At 53.9% G+C, this 16,532-nt stretch carries 14 protein-coding genes; 10 read left to right on the forward strand and 4 right to left on the reverse strand.

Translation table 11 applies throughout. From position 1 onward, the window contains the following. Positions 1 to 44: 44 nt before the first annotated feature. The 4 genes from CKA38_RS02735 to CKA38_RS02750 all read left to right on the forward strand — a co-directional run bounded on the left by CKA38_RS02735 (position 45) and on the right by CKA38_RS02750 (position 6,061). The gene (locus CKA38_RS02735; protein ID WP_108824123.1) at positions 45 to 995 is read left to right on the forward strand and encodes a transposase; all 951 of its coding nucleotides are present in this window, start codon (positions 45 to 47) and stop codon (positions 993 to 995) included. Positions 996 to 1,044: 49 nt separating this feature from the next. Beyond that, positions 1,045 to 2,742, forward strand: a complete 1,698-nt coding sequence (locus CKA38_RS02740) for a peptidylprolyl isomerase (protein WP_108824124.1) — start codon at positions 1,045 to 1,047, stop codon at positions 2,740 to 2,742. Between the two features lie 168 nt (positions 2,743 to 2,910). Further along, entirely contained in the window at positions 2,911 to 3,624 is a 714-nt protein-coding gene (locus tag CKA38_RS02745) for a hypothetical protein (RefSeq protein WP_108824125.1), read from the forward strand. Between the two features lie 13 nt (positions 3,625 to 3,637). Further along, entirely contained in the window at positions 3,638 to 6,061 is a 2,424-nt protein-coding gene (locus CKA38_RS02750) for an alpha/beta hydrolase family protein (RefSeq protein WP_108824126.1), read from the forward strand. 31 nt (positions 6,062 to 6,092) lie between these two features. Here CKA38_RS02750 and CKA38_RS02755 read toward each other — a convergent pair whose 3' ends face one another. The 4 genes from CKA38_RS02755 to mobF all read right to left on the reverse strand — a co-directional run bounded on the left by CKA38_RS02755 (position 6,093) and on the right by mobF (position 11,755). Continuing rightward, positions 6,093 to 6,959, reverse strand: coding sequence for an AAA family ATPase (locus CKA38_RS02755; protein ID WP_161554688.1), 867 nt, complete (start codon positions 6,957 to 6,959; stop codon positions 6,093 to 6,095). Positions 6,960 to 6,964: 5 nt separating this feature from the next. Then, positions 6,965 to 8,452: a type IV secretory system conjugative DNA transfer family protein gene (locus tag CKA38_RS02760; protein ID WP_108824128.1), complete on the reverse strand. Its 1,488-nt coding sequence runs from the start codon at positions 8,450 to 8,452 to the stop codon at positions 6,965 to 6,967. Positions 8,453 to 8,537: 85 nt separating this feature from the next. Beyond that, positions 8,538 to 8,942, reverse strand: coding sequence for a hypothetical protein (locus CKA38_RS02765; RefSeq protein ID WP_108824129.1), 405 nt, complete (start codon positions 8,940 to 8,942; stop codon positions 8,538 to 8,540). After that, positions 8,939 to 11,755, reverse strand: coding sequence for a MobF family relaxase (gene mobF / locus CKA38_RS02770; RefSeq protein ID WP_152032632.1), 2,817 nt, complete (start codon positions 11,753 to 11,755; stop codon positions 8,939 to 8,941). Before mobF ends, CKA38_RS02765 begins: the two co-directional genes overlap by 4 nt. A 724-nt stretch (positions 11,756 to 12,479) precedes the next feature. Between mobF and CKA38_RS02775 the strand changes: the two genes are divergently transcribed. The 6 genes from CKA38_RS02775 (at position 12,480) to CKA38_RS15225 (ending at position 16,513) form a co-directional block, all read left to right on the forward strand. Beyond that, positions 12,480 to 12,830 (forward strand): hypothetical protein, encoded by a 351-nt coding sequence (locus CKA38_RS02775; RefSeq protein WP_108824131.1) that lies wholly within the window; start codon positions 12,480 to 12,482, stop codon positions 12,828 to 12,830. 9 nt (positions 12,831 to 12,839) lie between these two features. Further along, positions 12,840 to 13,031, forward strand: a complete 192-nt coding sequence (locus tag CKA38_RS02780; protein WP_108824132.1) for a hypothetical protein — start codon at positions 12,840 to 12,842, stop codon at positions 13,029 to 13,031. Positions 13,032 to 13,125: 94 nt separating this feature from the next. Continuing rightward, complete coding sequence (locus tag CKA38_RS02785) at positions 13,126 to 13,503, forward strand: DUF6573 family protein (RefSeq protein ID WP_108824133.1); 378 nt, start codon at positions 13,126 to 13,128, stop codon at positions 13,501 to 13,503. 269 nt (positions 13,504 to 13,772) lie between these two features. After that, complete coding sequence (locus CKA38_RS02790; protein ID WP_152032633.1) at positions 13,773 to 14,054, forward strand: hypothetical protein; 282 nt, start codon at positions 13,773 to 13,775, stop codon at positions 14,052 to 14,054. Continuing rightward, complete coding sequence (locus tag CKA38_RS02795; protein WP_108824135.1) at positions 14,030 to 14,263, forward strand: hypothetical protein; 234 nt, start codon at positions 14,030 to 14,032, stop codon at positions 14,261 to 14,263. The genes CKA38_RS02790 and CKA38_RS02795 overlap by 25 nt, the downstream gene beginning before the upstream one ends. A gap of 384 nt (positions 14,264 to 14,647) precedes the next feature. Beyond that, entirely contained in the window at positions 14,648 to 16,513 is a 1,866-nt protein-coding gene (locus CKA38_RS15225; protein WP_152032634.1) for an HAD family hydrolase, read from the forward strand. Positions 16,514 to 16,532 lie beyond the last annotated feature (19 nt).

The following is a 16,532-nucleotide window of genomic DNA, read 5'->3' on the forward strand; positions in this document are numbered from 1 at the left end:
TTGTCATTGACGGGGACGAGATTGTTCCCATTGTGCGATGAGCAATGCCCCGCGCCCTGAGAATCCAGCATCCCGGAGCCCGTTACCATGTGATCAATCGTGGCAATTACCGGTTCGGCATCTTCGCAACGGAGGGGGCAGCAAAAGCATTCATCAAGACGCTATTTGAGGCAGTGCGACATTACGGCTGGATACTCCACGCCTACGTGCTGATGAAAAACCATTACCATCTCGCGCTGGAAACGCCACGCCCGAATCTGGTCGAGGGAATGCAATGGCTTCAAGGCACGTTCTCAAACCGGTTCAACCGTTTTCGGAAACAACGCGGGCATGTCTTTCAAGGTCGTTACAAGGCGCTGATTCTTGAGGATACAGCTGTTTTGGCCCGAGTAGTCGATTACATACACCTCAATCCGGTGAGAGCGGGGATTGTCGATCCCGACCACGTGGAGAAATACCCATACAGCAGCTTGGGCGATTTCTTGAAAAAAACGCGCCTGGCTGGCATGGAATGCGAACAATGGCTCCGCGAACGAGGCCAGCACGAAGACAGTGTCAATGCCATCCGCGGCTACATAAAATACTTGAAACAGATGGGCGCTGACAAACAGGAGCAAAAGAGGGCGGGATTGGAAAAACTCTCGCGCGGATGGGCGCTGGGAACCCACGGCTGGAAACAGGCGCTGGCAAGGGAATTGAGCCAGCGAGTGTTTGTGGAGGGCATGAGCGGGGAGGAGGTCGCGGAAATCAAAGAGCACCACCGGCAGGATGAACTGGCAAAGGCGCTTGCTCTCGAAAAAAAGACGCCAATGGATGCGCAAGCCAAGCCGCTTAAGCGGGACTGGAAAATGAGGGTGGCTCGAAAACTAAGGGCTGGGGGAATACCGGTTGGGTGGATATCGAAGAACCTGAATATCGGAAAACCGGCCACACTGCGCAGCTACCTGAGCCGGGACGCGGCAGGCGGACAAACTTACCGACAAGCATCAACCTGATGATTGCCTGCCGCATTTCATTTTTCATAATTATTTTTAATACTAAAAGATGATCACTTGGATACAAAAGACATTTCATGAGCATTTCCGTTTTGTGTTCATCGCGCTGCTTGTTGTTTCAATCATCGCCTTTATATTCATAAATAATACATCAATAGGATTGGGGCTTTTTCGAGCCCAAGTGGAAAAGAGGCCGTTTTTTGGAATTAATTTGGCTGAGAGCAGGGCGCTCGAACGCATCCAGAAGGATGCAATCATAAGCGTTTTTTTTCAATTTGGCAGCATCCCTCCCAAGAACGAGCATCTGCAGCAACTGGCGATGAAGCGCCACGCACTTGTTTATACCGCCAACCAACTGCGCCTGCCGCATCCACCGGGGAACGAAATAAAGAATCGCATCAAAACACTGCGCTACTTCAAGGACGCTCACGGAAAGTATGATGATTCCAGATACCTCCATTTTCAAGTGTCCCCCAAGATCGGCACTGGAATGGATATGACATTTGATGATTTTTTGCGAGTTATGAGCGACGACTTGCGCATCGAACATCTACAAACACTGATTTCTGGGCCGGGCTACGTCATGCCGCGGGAAGTGCGCAACATCATACGACAAAATGAGGCGACATGGACTTTGATTTCAGCCGGTGTCGATTTCAAAAACGCATTGAAACCAGTCGATGCCGATGAAAGCCACATCAAGGGCTACTTCGAGGCAAACCGCCAGAAATACGCCATCGCTCCGCAAGTAAGGGTGGATTACATTGAGTTTCCATCCTCCCTGTTTTTGAGCGCTGTGAGTGTGACCGAGGATGAGGTGCGCGCCTACTACGACGCCAACCCGGCGCGCTTTCCAAAGTCGATGACGATCGCAGGCGCGCCCCAATCCCACGATCAGGGTTACGAACTTGTGCGTCCCAACGCGGAGGCGCTGCTCCGCCAGCAACGCGCCCAAGCGCTTGCGGCCACAAGCGCAAGTGAACTTGCACTCGCACTGGACAGGGGAGGCATTCTTCCCGGCACGCCGGAATTCGACGAGTTTTTGAAAAAGAACCAAGTGTCGGCAAAGCCACTGCCCGCTTTTTCGAGGGAATCCCCGCCCGCGCAGTTTGGCCGTCACGCCGCCGCCATGGCCAAGGAAGGGTTTTCCCTCAACGCGGAAGCCCGGTATTCCAATCCGGTCACAATCAATCAGGGGGCGGCGATTTTAGTGTGGCAGGAATCCATCCCTGGGCGTCCCGCTGAATTCTCCGAAGTCGCTGAAAAGGTTAAGGATGATTACATCAACGAAGAGCAACAAAAACAAATCCAAGTGGTTGGAAAAAGAATAAAACAGCAGGTCGAAACAGACCTCAAGGAGGGATTCCCATTTCAAGTCGCCATCACCAGGGCCGCAGTGGGAGAGGGCGCTGGCGTCACGACAAAAAACCACTCCCCGTTTTCATTACGACAACGTGATGCAAGGCGGCAAGGCGGCCGAAATGCGCCCGGCATTGACCGGGATATCATGAATGCACTCTGGCATTTGGACCAAGGACAATTATCAAACATGACCATCGTTGGTCATGCAGGTAAATTCGTGTATGCTCAAAACGTAAAATACCCTGATCTTACCGAAGCCAACCCTGAATACGTCAGGATTGGAAACGACATGGCCGTCCGCCGCGCCAATTCCGCATTCGATGCCTATGTCCAGGACTTGGTCGATACCGAACTCGAAAAAGCTAACAAGAACTCGAAGCATTAATTACCATGACACTGGGTGTAAAATTGACTACGCTCATTTTGCCCAGTTGGGGCGTTTTTATTTGAGTCCAACAGGAAATTTTCCAAGCATACCGTGCGGTGCCATTTTGCTCCCTCCTCCCTCTCTCCCCGCGACTTCACTGGAAACTAACCCATATACCCGACACCCATGAAACACCCAAATATCACAATCCTCACAGGTTTGCTTCTGGTTCTGCTTGTGGCCTCGTGCTCAAAGGACACAAGCACCGTTGCGCCACCACCAGCGCCCAGTGCTGATGCAAAATTCAAGGAGGCGTTTGCGTTGCCGGTCGCGGATATTTTTTCGGTGGAAAGAGACGGTGAAAAGGTGAAGTGCATTGCGAAAATAGATTTCGCACCGTATAAGGAGGTGAGTTTCATCCGGAACCAAACGGGCGTTGGCACAAAACGGACATTCGTGGCCAGGCTCAAGCCCGGTGTGCTGGCCTCCGAGGATGTCCTTCCCGATGCCAAGCCATATTATTATTGGTTACTCGTGGTTCCGAACAAAGGAAAGCATCACAACTTTGGCCCGATAAGAGTGGCCCCTGACACCGATAACAAGGGAACCTACGTTGACGTGGCGACTGTGTATAAATGGAAAATCGAAAGAACCTATTCGAAAGCAACCATTTCATGGAGTTTCCCGCAGGAAAACATAGAAATAATCAACATTTTCCGCAAGACCAGCATCGCCAATTACGCCAAGCGCAAGTCCGTGTTTCAAACACTGGAGGCGGAAGGCAGCCTGGGCGATCCATTACCTGATCCAGAGGCTGACTATTGGTATTGGATCGAGGTCACGCTTACCAATGGGAGAATCATCGCCCAAGGCCCCATGAGGGCGGAGTTTTCCAGGTAGCGGCGAAGCACGCATGGAACGCGCCTACCGGCGCAAACACCAGCCAGATATAATAAAAATGATCATGCGAAACATGTTCCTCCTCAAATTTTGCGCGGGCATTTTCATGATTTGCTCCGTGTGCTGCACCAAGGCAAACGCCGAATACGACTATGCCATCCCGAAAGACGAAATCCCCGCGTTCGCGCTCAAGGATGAAAGCCGTGATATAAAAAAATATATGAGCTTGGGCGCATGGAGCGCGCCGGGAAGCGCGGACTGGAAAAACACGGTGCGTGTGACGCTCGACTATAACCTGATTCAGGTCGAAGCAAAGGGAAAGCCCCTGGAGGACACCGCAAAGAAATTGATCTCATTGGTGGAGGACATGCGTGCATCCGTCCCGTCCCGAGAAAGTCCCCAAACCTCAATGATCGCATTCGCCGGGATCTCGGAGCGACCCAAGACCATGATATTTGAAATAAACACAAACGCTCGTGTCGCGTTATACAACAACGGGGTGCTTGTGAAAGAACTGCCCGAAGACAACTTGGGCGCATACGACAAAACGGTCAATCTTTACATCCCCGTGCCGCTCGAAAAGGGCGAAAACATCATAGTAATAAAAACGCTATCGAACGGAGCCCCGTCAGCATTGCGAATTACGGCAACGCCCGACTTGGGCAGGGAACTGCAAACGGCGCTGGATGCAAACAAGGGATTGCTATCAAAAAAGGTAACCCGGCAAAACGATCCGCCGCGACTCAAATGGCCGTCCGCATTAAGCCGGCTCTGCGTCACAATAGACGTCGTCGATGCCATGAACGAAAAACCAGTGTTCTCAAAAACGAACATGAGGAACGGATATGCAATCCGAAACACCACAAGCAACCTTGCGAACGGCCTCTACAGAATCACCTACAAGGCGGCGGGAGAATCATTCGAGGAATATTTCCTCATCGGCCCGCCGAGGGCATTGTTTGCAAGTATAAAAAAGCGCATTGGGGAATTGAACATCACCAATGACGATATAAAGCTAAACGTCGATGCCCAGGTCGCACGAGGAGAAATCCTGTTCGACCAAGCCAATTACGATCCGGACGGCGATGAATGGCAGGGAAAGGTTGTTTATACGCTGGGCGCCCTAGCATCCATGAGCAACACGCTGAAAAACAACCAGCAAGACATATTGCATGGCGCTCCCGGACTGCACATCAAGGGGTTCATTTCAAGCGTGGACAAATCAATACAGCACTACCGGCTGTATGTCCCCTCCAATTATAATCCCGATCAAGCCCTCCCATTGATGGTCATTATACCGACTCCCGTTGCGGCCAAGGGAAAACCCTTCATCGAAAGCCCGTTTATTGCAGCCCATCAAAATGCCGTCTTAATAAGCAGAGTCGCGGAGAAGCACGGTTTTGCCGTGCTCTGGCCCGGCTACAAAAGCTCCCTCATGGGCTGGACATACGAATCAGCACATATTGATGAAGCCCTGCGCGCCGTGGAAAAGGACTATGTCATCGATAAAACCAGAACCAGCGTGTATGGATCCTGCGGCGCGGGATTCTTTGCAGGCCGTTTGGTGTCAATATACCCCCAACGCTTTGCCGCAATCGTATTCAACAAGGGCATATTTACCAGAAAGCTCTCAACGCAAGACGATTCGGGGCCGATACGAATGTGGCTTGAAGCCACTAACCCGGATAAACACATCATTGATAACAAGCAAATGAAGGTGCTTCTTATCCATGACGGCTCCCGAAGAATGGGGCACGGAGAGATTGAACTATCAAAGGCTTTTCTCGAAAAAGCCAAAGGAAAAGACGCATCCATCGAAGCGCGCTTGAACCAACCCCTGTATGGAGAACCGGATTGGAACATGATCTTTTCCTGGCTGAAATCATGCCGAAACGCAAATGCGAGCGAAAGGCCGTCCGAGTTTCTCAAGACCGCGGGCTTTGAAGGGCCTGTGTCTGAAATTTTCGCAACCCCCGTCATAATTGTTAGGGGGACGGGAGCCTCGGCAGGCTACATAACCTCGATGGTGGAACACATCAAGACGACCTATGCAAAGCAGTTCTATGGAGCCGAACCGATCGTAAAAAACGACCATGAAGTGACCGACCACGAGATGAACAACTACTCGCTTGTTTTGGTCGGAAATCCGCAAAGCAACCACGTTTGGCACAAGCTTCAAAAGGATATTCCAATCACGACCACGGCATTCGATCTTTTCATAGGCTCCCATACTTTTGATAAAAAATCGGCCTTCGTCTCAATTTTCACACATCCCAAAAATGCGAATAAGTTTATTCTCACAATCGGCGCCTACGATTTGAAAAACCTGGCACTGGCCAAAAAAGCAGACCTGTATAACGCATGGTTTGATGCCCAAATCTTCGAGCCAAGAGGGCGCGGACGCATAATCCCAAAGCTCAACTTGGCCGGCAACTAGGCTGCCAGCCGGTGCGCATCAGGTGCTTATCTCAAACTCCCTTGAGTAGATTCGAGGTAATCTTCTCCTGCAAAAACCGCTCCACCGCGCCGCGCATGGGGCGTGCCCCGAGGGTTTTGTGAACACCCTCGCGTAAGATCGCCTCGATGTCATCCAGCGTGACCTTCAATTCATGCCCGAGTTTTTGCAGGCGTGCCAATTCAGCCGCGATCATTGTTTCGCAAATCTCGCGCTGAACGTCGAAGCCCAAACGGGCGAAAACAATTTTCTCTGTCATACGTCCGACCAATTCGGGGCGGAGTTGCTGGCCGACGCGCGCCATCACCGTGCGTTCGATGCTCGCAAACGGTGCCGACTGCATCCGCATGGCCTCCGACGCGCCGATGTTTGAGGTGAACACCACATAAAACTGCGAAAGATTTTTTCGTTCGCCTGTGGCAAGCGTGATGCTCGCGTCATCGAGTATTTGCAGGAACAAGTCGAGCACGAGCGGATGCGCTTTTTCCACTTCATCGAAGAGCAGCGTTCCGCAGTCCGCTTTCGCGAGCGCACGGCCAAGCAACCCTATGTCGCCGACTTTTTCGCCGATCAATTTTTCGACCGACGATTGGTTCTGGTATTCTGACATGTCGAAGCGGATGGGCTTCGCACCCGCGAAAAGATACCCCGTGAACGCATTTGTGATTTCAGTTTTTCCGACACCAGTCGGTCCGACAAACAGAAACGAACCTTTCGGGCGCCCCGGATGCGCGAGGCCGAGCTCGCCCCGCCGCAGCACGGATTCGACACGCCCAATGACGTGCGCCTGCCCCTTGATATGCTTGTGCAAATGCGCGCCAAGATTGCGAAGTTGTTCGCGGCGCGCCTCAAACCAAGTTTTATCGGTTTCTGTATTCATAGTTTTCATTTTCGAAACCACCCGCTCACGCGCCCATCGGCCTCACGTGGCGGCAGCGTCACCCGCCGGAACCCCATCTCGCAGTGCTGCACGACCGCCTGAAACTTCCGCAACCGCCGAAACTCATGCGGCTCGATGTAATATTTCTCCTCCTCTGAAAACGACGTGGTTCGCTTGCCCGCCGAATATCCATACGTGCGTTTCCGGTATTTCTTTTTGCCAAGCGTGTCGGCGGCGATCTTTGCCGACTCCTCATCGGCGGCCTTGAACATCACGCGGTTTGCCATGTTTGCGATAAACACCTTCGCTTTCTTCTCGTCGCCAATCGGCGGGATGAGCGACGTGTAACTTTGCGTCGCTGCAACGACAGTCGCTTTCGCCTCGCGCATCACGTCCACGACATTGTAATCGCTCGTGCCGTCGTTATTCGCCGTGACGATTTTCTGCGCCTCGTCCGCCCACAGAACGAGCAGGTTGTCGCCCGCGCGCGCCTTCGACGGACGATCAAAACGCAGCAGCACATGCGAATAAAACACGAGCTTGAGCAGCGTGTGAATATATCTCCGCTCCGTTTTGAAGCGTTGCGGAATCGAAATACAAATCACCTTTCCATGGTCGATATCCGAAAACGAAAACGTCGATTTCTTCGAACAAAATACCTTGGCGATGTCCGGCGGCGTGAAGTGTTTCAGTCGGTTCGCGAGCGTGCCGCGCACGCCGCCCAACTGCTCTGCGGGCTGGCTGGCGATTTGCGTGTGGTAATGATCCATCAACTCGCGCGACTCCGGTGTGTTTCTGTCATCCAGCATGTCGATGATGTCCTGCATCTCGTCATCCGATGAGAGCAGATCATAGGCGTTGTTAAGAGTGACGTCCATGCCGGCGCACGCCAGCGCCTGAAACGCAAACCCCATCTGGATTTCCGCCTGCGTCTTGAAAAACGACTGGTCTCCATCCTGCCCGAGCGAGGACGCCACATCGCACACATCCTTCGCCTTCGCGGAGTAGGGCAGCCGCGCATCCTCCAAATAATTAAACGTGTGCGGTGGCTCCCAATCGGCGGGTGCGCCGTCTGGTCGCACTTGCAACAAAATCAAATCCTCCTCGCGTCCCAAATGCCGAAACATCGCCGAGAGGGTTTCCCAATAAAGCCCCTTGTCGTCGATGCAGATACCTCCCCAATTCGGACAATTTTTCGAGACCTGCCAGAGCATCGCGTTGATTGCCGAGAGCGTTTTGCCGCTTCCCGTTTCTCCGGTTACAAGCCACCCGCGGCAAAAATCATTCAGCGACCACGCAAACCCTCCCAGCGTCAAAATCGGTTTCGCGCGCAAACGTCCGGGCCGCGCACTCACGCCGCACGCCACTTGCCAGATTGCAAACACGCCAAACACCGCCGACATTGCCCATGTTGCGCTTGGCGACATGCCGATGCGATGCACGGCAAGCGCGCAACCGAGGCTCACAACAGCGAGGATAAAATGACTCGACATGAATCAAACAATGATGCCCAAAATCGTGATTCCCGGCTTGGATATTTGGCTCATTTTCAGGGACGAACGGCCCATTCGCGTTGTTTCATTGAGTCTTCACATTGATCTCCACGGCTAAAATTACGGGTGTCGTCGCATCGGTGTATTTTTCCGTCGTCTCGCAGAGTTTCCGAAAGGTGTTAGATTCGATGGCGATAACAACACCGACAAGATTGTAACCCCGCACGGCGACTTCATGGCGCGAGAAGACCAGGTGCAGGCGTTCATATTTGGAGTCATCGTCAGCGGACTCGGCACCCGGCGTGAACCCCACTCCGTGAAAGCTCCCCCACGGGAGCTCCCAGCAGCGTTTGTTCATCTTCATAATGCGCAGGAAACGCACCGGCGGTGTTGATGGTTGCTTTTCCGATTTCCCCGGTTTCGCGGACGCGATGCTGCCGTTCGCCGATTGCGCCATGCGGCGTTGTTCGATTTGTTCTCTCAGGCTCATATTCGTATTCCTCTATTTGTTGATTGTTGCTGTTGTTGGGGAAGGGGTGGCGACACCCATTGCCGGACTGATTCGTGCAGGCGTTCCTGCGCTTGCAGCGTCAACCGGTGCTGATGCTCCTCCATAAGTCTTTCGCGCAGGCGCGCAGTGGTCGCCTCGTCGGGCCTGATCGACAGCGCGAGTTCGCGGTCGGATTCGCGCTCCACGTTCAGACGTAGCGCTTCCTTGTCGCCGGTGAACACGACGACTTTCCGACGCCCTCGCGAGATTCCAACATACCATTGCTGGCGGTTGATCGGCGCTTGCTCGGCGTCGTGGGAAACGAGCACGGTGTCGACGGTTTTGCCCTGTGAGGCATACGAAGTCACCGCGTAACCGGGCACGAACATTTTCTGCGCCGACGAGAGTGTTTTTATCGTGCCAACGTCGTCTCGGATACGGATGCTTTTGTCTTTTAACACACGACATATCGTCACCAGTTCGCCGTTCCGTATCGGGGTTCCTTCGATTGAGTATCCATTAAATTTCATCAGCAGCCGATCCCCGCGCGCCAACTCCTGCTGATGCGTCTTCACCACCACAAACCTGTCCGCGTAGCGGTGGCTTACCGTCGTGGTTCGTCCGTCTTTTCTCAAGGCCACGCCGTGCTCATCCGCGCCGGCGACCTCGCAGCAGTCACCGCGTTTGAACCGCCCGTAATCGCGCACAAACCACACCTTCGCATCGGCGGCATAAAACCGGGCATCGCATTTCTGTGCCTCGCTCAAATCAAGTGATTGCAGCGACTCGACTGCCGTGCCCTCACTCAGCTTGCCCTCATTTTTCAAGCGTTCGCGGATCGCCGCATTCGCCGCGCGCACTTCGGCCCAAGTCTGGGCGACGGCGAGCACTTTTTCGCCGCGATAAAGCGCCGCGCAATATTCGCGCGCCAGCTCCGCCATGCGCTCCTTCGCGTCGAGTTCGCGGATGCATCCGAGCGCGTCCAGTTTGTCGAATGAGTCCGACAAACGGCCCTCGGACGTCGCCTTCACAGCCGAGCGGTATTTTTTGATAAACGCCTTTTCTTTTCCCGACTGCGCGGCTTGCGGGTCTTGCCGGCGAATCGAGCGTAGATGCACGGTTTGCAAATTCGTGTGCAGCTCGATTGCGCGCAGCGCGTCCGACGCAGCAACCGCGCCTTGCTGTCGTGTGTCACCCGACAAAATCAGCCGTCCGCCGCACGCCCGCACCCGGTCGGTCAACGCGCGCATGTCGCGCCCGCCGACCTGTCCGGCCTCATCGACAATCACGACCGCGCCGCGCCGCAAATGCGCGTCCGCCCCGCCGACGAGCAACTTCGCAAGCGTGTTTGCCTTTAACCCGTCGCGGCGCAAATCCTCCGCCTGCTGGTGTTGCGGGGTGACAATGAATACCGGATGCCGCGCCGCCTCCAGTCCGCGCACCACCTCGCGCAACGTGAAACTTTTGCCCGTGCCCGCGCCGCCCTGAAACACCGTGATGAAGTCGCGGCTGCGCAAAATGCGCGTGACCGCAGTGCACTGCTCCGCCGAAAGCGCCGGCGCGGCCTGGTGCGTTGTGTTGAACGCGGCGTGTTTACGCATCCCACCTTGCGCGTCGATGACGAGCGACAGTTCGCAGGTCAGCGCCTCGCGCGAGGTCAATTTGCGCGACTTCGCATCGCGGACGTAATCGCGCTCCGACACTTGTTTCTCCAAGTCGGAAAGACCGAAGTTTTCACCGCGACCACGCTCCAGCGCGGCGGACATCAACTCATAGTCGCCGACGACCGAGCGGCGCTCAAACAAGTGTGCGTCCGCCCACGTCACCAATGCGGACAGGTCGGTTTTCTCGGACGGCAGCGGAGGCGGCTGCGCAGTCAACTTTTCCGGGGTGAGATTGGCCAAGGCCGAGCGTTCGGATTCCGGCATTTCCGCGGACCAGCGCGGGCGCAGTTGCTCCGCCGGCAGGTTCTTGATTTTGCGACGTCGCTTGTCGTGCGCCACTTGCTCGCGCAGTGCCTTTTCGTTGCCGCGCAGTCCTTCTTCCTCGATGCGCTTTTTCGTCTCCGCGTCGATCTGTTGATGTCGCTTGGAAAACCGGGCGACCACGCTTTGCGGCACCCCTTGAATTTCAAATCCGGTTGGTGTGTTGGCGATGTCGTAGCCGAGTTGCCGGAGGCCTTTTGCCAACTCGTGATAGTAGAGATTTTCCGCAAACTTTTGCGCGCGATACATGCCCGTCGCATGAAGCGCCTTCCACTTTTCCTCGGCAAAATCATAGGTCGCGTTGAACACCACGCAGTGCGTGTGCAAATGGGGGTCGAGTTCCCGGCTCGTGTCATGCCTGAACAACGCGGCGGCGACTCCGCCGGTCACACGCTCGCCGTTTGCGCCGTCTTTACGCACGCGCGTCTCGGCGAACTTTTCAAGTTCGTCCATCATCACGCGAGTCGCGTGATCGTGGAGTTCAACAATGCGGGCATCTTGATACAGCGCGACAACTGAAACCGACTTCGGCGGACTGATTGTGAAGTCATAAAACACGCGGCGATTCGACACCGTGTGCCCGCTATCGCGGCGCGTCGTATTGTGCCGCATGGTCAGACGCTGGCCCGTGTCGGGATGAAAACCCTGGCACATCGCGAGAAACTTTTCCTCAGTGACAACACCTTTCAAACCGAGCATCGACGCGGCGATGCCACGCCACTGACCGGCGACCACATGACCATCCATGTAGTAATCGCCCGTGGACAAATGCTCGCGAAAATACCCAAGTGCGTTGGCAAGATTTAACTGCGGCTTCGGACTCAGCACGACGGCACCTCCATCGCGACAAGCGCGTGAGTAATGCGGACAGGCCGCGCGCACTCGAAACGCACATGCGTTTTTTGTAGGCAGGACGCCTCTCCCCTTGCGCAAAGGCGCAATGTTTTTTTCAGGGTTTTCATGCACCGCAACATACCGGCGGCGTGCGACGCTAAATAGAGGACGCGCGAGCGGCCGGTTTGTCCTGATTTTTGTATCCTAATTTTGGATGCATCCGACCGACACGAAAACGCGCCTCGTCCCTTCGTCCCAGAGGGACTTGCTTCGCGGCGCGCCATCGTGCGCTGGCGGAATGTGACCACGGCACGCGCGAAGAGATGCGGGCGCGTTCACTCGCACGGCTAACGCCTCCAGTAGCCTCCGCAGTCCGCCTGCGTTCCTTGGCGGCTCTGCTCCGGCCTTCCGGCTCCGCCACGCTCAGAACGACCCGCAACTCCTCGCGGGCCTGATGCGCAATCGCGACCCGCGCCGAAATCAGGACACCGACGCCACGCACCGCCCACTCGCGGTGAGGAAAACCCTCTGCCCTGGGGTTCGTATAGTCTGCCACGCCGTCAAGGTAGTGCGCTCCTTCGTCGCGCCTCCACCACGGCGCGCTTCGACCTGCTCCGCGCGCCTTTGACCTGGCGTGCCCGAGATCGGTGAAATCGGGCAACACCGGATGCCCCGGCACTTCGCCGGAAGCGGACGTTGGACGATTTCGTTTATCATTATGTCAAACGACTCCGCGACCCTGACCCAACCCGAAGTTAAATCCGAACGTGCGAAAGCAATCGAATATCTGCGCAACGACTATCTCAAATCCGGCGACACCGTTTATGTCATCCTCCGGCATGTCAGCCAAAGCGGCATGAGCCGGTTTGTGGATTTGTATGTGGTGAAAAACGGACGCCCGCTCCGCATTACTTGGACTGTCGCGACTGCACTCGCGATGCGCTACAATCGCAAACACGAATCCCTCCATGTGGGAGGCTGTGGATTCGACGCGGCGCACTCCGTGGTTTACGACCTCGCGTGGGCTCTTTTCGGTGATGCCAACGCCCTCAGCCACAGTTGGCTTTGACTTCAATTCATGTCGTTTATCACCAGCGCGGTGGTCATTCCGACTGGCGCGTTTTTTATAGGGAAACTTCAAATGAAAACTCCCTGCCTGCCCTGTGATGCCCGCATTTTACCACACCAGATCAAGGTCGTTCTCGACCTCGACGCGGCTCGGTCTGCGCTCCACCACGGCACGCGTCGCACAGGCTCCATGCGCCTTTGACTTGGTGTGCTCTGCGCGCGGCGAAATCGGGCGGCGCCGAGATCAACCGGCAACGACGCCGGAACCGGACTGCGCCTGATTTCAATTCATAATCATGATCGCAAACGACAATGGTCCATTCGGTGGTGTCATCTATTCCTACACCCGCAAACAAGCCATCAACGACGGTGTGCTTGTTGACTTGAGCAACTACGAAGTCGTCAAACAACATTGGAAACTCCCGATCGCTTGCACCGACACGCTTTGGCAGACGATCGAAGCGGCCATGCGCCAGGATGATTCACAGGACATCAGCGGAATCCTCCATGACATCAGCACAATGGCGAAGCTTCAGATACGCGGAGCCGACACTTCAGACGTGGTGCTCTTCGACGTCAAACTCGGCAAGGAAACCCACAAGCTGAAACTCCACATGGGGCCGGGCGACACGCCCGATCAGGTTCTCACCTTGATGTTCTCTGATGAGGACTGACCGCTGGGGCACACGCCCCTTTTTTGACAATCAGGGATAAATCAGGGCATGCAGCCGTTATGGCTGCCCTCTGTGTGTTCCGTCACGATACCACACCCGTCAATGTAGTCCTGACTCTACATAGCTTGTCAGGCTCCACACCGCCCGCCTCCGCACAGGCTCCGGCGTCCTTTGACTGGGTGTGCTTTCGGAACGGCGTGAATCGGGCATGGCCGAAGACACTCCGACATGTCGCCGGAAACGGACCGCGCCTGATTCCGTCAAACATCATGATTACATGCGAAACGACGTTCGATTTGGAACTTCTCAACCTGCTCAAAGGCTGTAAACGCACGGCACTGCGAATCGAATTGCTCCACAATATCAACCTCGGTGAAACCGCGAATTTTCGCTTTTTGAGAGGCTACCTAACCGCGTCACTTTGGTCGTCAACCGACGACGCGGGCGAACCGCTCGACAATGATTTCGGAATAACCTCAATCGCCACCGAATCCCTCTTGAGCGCATGGGCGAGTGCTCACGGTTCATGCGCGAAAACGAAACCGACCTGACTCATCTCGATGACGAGCACAACGGCCACAACTTCTGGCTTACGAGGTGCCGGCACGGCGCTGGATTTTGGAGCACCTGCACCGACGACGAATCCGCCGAATACGCAATGCAGCAACTCACCCACGCCAGCCACGGCTTTGGGGAGATCGACCTCTACATTGGCGATGACAAGAAACTGCACTTTACGAACGAGCATACCATCGCATAAGGTATCCTGTATGTTTACCGACAAGTTTGGCCCCCACAAACGCGTAACAGCAGACTATTTCCCTAAATTAGGTCAAACACTGATAATGGGGCCCCGTTATTGCCGCACTCGTAGCAAGTTCCCTTGACTACCGTTGACTACCGCAATTCGAACTACACACCTACACCTGCAAGATAATCTGCACCAAAATGTTATTGGCCATTGGCAATCATACGGTTTTTGTGTTGCTTAACCTAAGCTTGATGTATCCGTTTCAATAATTTCATTTGTTAAACCTCAATCCGATCGTAACTATGGAACAGCACAGACTAAAAAGAGACTTCGTCGTGAGTAACGTAAAAATAGTATGAAAACGCCTCCCGGTATTTTCAAAATTTCAGAATTATGGGTAAACCTTTTCGTAGTGAACTAGCCAAACTGCCTGCTAGCATGGAGTGGGCTGCCACCGTTGATACAACTCCAATAGCAGATTTTTTTAATCAAGCACGAGGCCACCTACTTGTAGCAGTTGGGGCAGGAGGATCTTTCACTGCCGCAGAGCTTTTGCGACTTCTCCATGAAAACCGAAATGCCACAGCAGTGGCACATACGCCGTTGTCCTTCATCCAGTCATCAACCGATCTACGGCAAGCTTATGTTGTCATCTACACCGCAAGTGGCAACAATCGTGATGTGTTGGCCACCTACGAAATCGCATTGGCAAAAGAGCCACTCGGTATTCTAATTGTTTGTGGGCGTCGCGGTTCTAAGATCGAAACTAAATCAGCAGACAATGAACGCACTACGATCTTTGCGCACTCGCTTCCATCCGGACGTGATGGTTACTTGGCAACCAACTCACTTGCAATCTTTTGCGCCTTCACTTTACAAGCATTCCAAATTCCGATTGTGGGTCGTATTGACACTCCTAAGTCTGTATTTAAACTACAACAATCAACATCTCATTACATAGTGATCTACAGCGACTGGGCGCGTCCAGCCGCCGTTGACCTAGAATCAAAGTTCAGCGAAGCAGGTTTAGGCGGAGTGATGCTCGCTGACTATCGGCACTTCGCACATGGTCGCCACAACTGGATCGACAAACATAGTAAAGAAACTACGGTAATCGCCCTCATTACGCCTGATAGTGCATGTTTAGCTAAAAAAACCCTCGCCCTTCTCCCGGCGGCGCAAGCCGTTGTAAAACTGGCAACCCAAACAAAAGGGGCTCTGGGTGGATTCGAGCTATTAATGGATGTCTTTAACCTCACTGCGTATGTTGGTACCACAGTGGGTATTGATCCAGGACGCCCAAGCGTGCCGAGTTATGGTAGCAAGATATACCATCTAGGCCCGACAAAAGAAATTGTTGGTCAAGCTATGCCCTCCGACGCTCCAACTCGGCGAAAGCAGGCAGCCCGTGGCACACTTGGTGAGTTACACGATCTTACGATAGTTGAAGCTGCTCAACGGGATTACATCGCAAGTTTAACAGCATCACGGTTTGGTGCCTTAGTTTTGGATTTCGATGGGACGACTATGCGGCCTGGCTCTTCGTCCGAAACAATGCTGCCTCCGCCGGTGCGGGTGTTTCTCGAAAAATTCCTTAAAAACAATATTGTGATTTATTTTGCCACTGGGCGTGGCGATTCGATTCACCAAATAGTTACTAATTCGCTTGTACAATGCCATCACTCGCAAGTGTTCATTTCTTATTACAACGGAGCAGTCACTAGGAAACTGACAGAACCACCACCTGCAAATGGGGACAGCCCCTACCATAGCGAATTTGAGATGCTTCGCGGGCGCATTCTTGCTGATTCATATTTGCGTAAGATTGTCGAACCGAACAACAAAAGCTATCAACTCACAATAAAAACGCCCAAGTCGATAAGCTTTTCGGCAATCGCAACCATCGTGAAGGAACGACTATTCTCCACATTGGATGCGAACAGATTTCGTGTTGTGGAGTCCAGCCACTCACTTGATGTGATTCCATTAGAAAGTACAAAACGTACTGCAATCCGAGCGGCAAAAAAGAGCGTTCCAGATGGCCTGAATGTCCTCGCAATAGGTGATTATGGTGCAATAGGCGGCAATGATTATGAAATGCTGACTCACCCTTATTCGCTCAGTGTAGATACCGTATCGCCCTCGTTAACATCTTGTTGGAACCTTTTGCCTGCCGGCATTCGTAATGTTGCAGGATTACTTACCTACACAAAAAAATGCCATGTTCGCCGCGGCTATTTCACCCTGAAATTACGTTAACCATACAATCCGGACGATT

This window comes from Ereboglobus luteus, assembly GCF_003096195.1.
Classification (GTDB): Bacteria; Verrucomicrobiota; Verrucomicrobiia; order Opitutales; family Opitutaceae; genus Ereboglobus; species Ereboglobus luteus.

Bases quoted from the DNA above. Each gene is read 5' to 3' on its own strand.
- CKA38_RS02755 (WP_161554688.1), bottom strand. From the start codon at position 6,959: ATGAATACAGAAACCGATAAAACTTGGTTTGAGGCGCGCCGCGAACAA.
- CKA38_RS02745 (WP_108824125.1), top strand. From the start codon at position 2,911: ATGAAACACCCAAATATCACAATCCTCACAGGTTTGCTTCTGGTTCTG.
- CKA38_RS02765 (WP_108824129.1), bottom strand. From the start codon at position 8,942: ATGAGCCTGAGAGAACAAATCGAACAACGCCGCATGGCGCAATCGGCG.
- CKA38_RS02740 (WP_108824124.1), top strand. From the start codon at position 1,045: ATGATCACTTGGATACAAAAGACATTTCATGAGCATTTCCGTTTTGTG.
- CKA38_RS15225 (WP_152032634.1), top strand. From the start codon at position 14,648: ATGGGTAAACCTTTTCGTAGTGAACTAGCCAAACTGCCTGCTAGCATG.
- CKA38_RS02750 (WP_108824126.1), top strand. From the start codon at position 3,638: ATGGAACGCGCCTACCGGCGCAAACACCAGCCAGATATAATAAAAATG.
- CKA38_RS02795 (WP_108824135.1), top strand. From the start codon at position 14,030: ATGCGCGAAAACGAAACCGACCTGACTCATCTCGATGACGAGCACAAC.
- CKA38_RS02775 (WP_108824131.1), top strand. From the start codon at position 12,480: ATGTCAAACGACTCCGCGACCCTGACCCAACCCGAAGTTAAATCCGAA.
- CKA38_RS02760 (WP_108824128.1), bottom strand. From the start codon at position 8,452: ATGTCGAGTCATTTTATCCTCGCTGTTGTGAGCCTCGGTTGCGCGCTT.
- CKA38_RS02735 (WP_108824123.1), top strand. From the start codon at position 45: ATGCCCCGCGCCCTGAGAATCCAGCATCCCGGAGCCCGTTACCATGTG.
- CKA38_RS02790 (WP_152032633.1), top strand. From the start codon at position 13,773: ATGATTACATGCGAAACGACGTTCGATTTGGAACTTCTCAACCTGCTC.
- CKA38_RS02785 (WP_108824133.1), top strand. From the start codon at position 13,126: ATGATCGCAAACGACAATGGTCCATTCGGTGGTGTCATCTATTCCTAC.
- CKA38_RS02780 (WP_108824132.1), top strand. From the start codon at position 12,840: ATGTCGTTTATCACCAGCGCGGTGGTCATTCCGACTGGCGCGTTTTTT.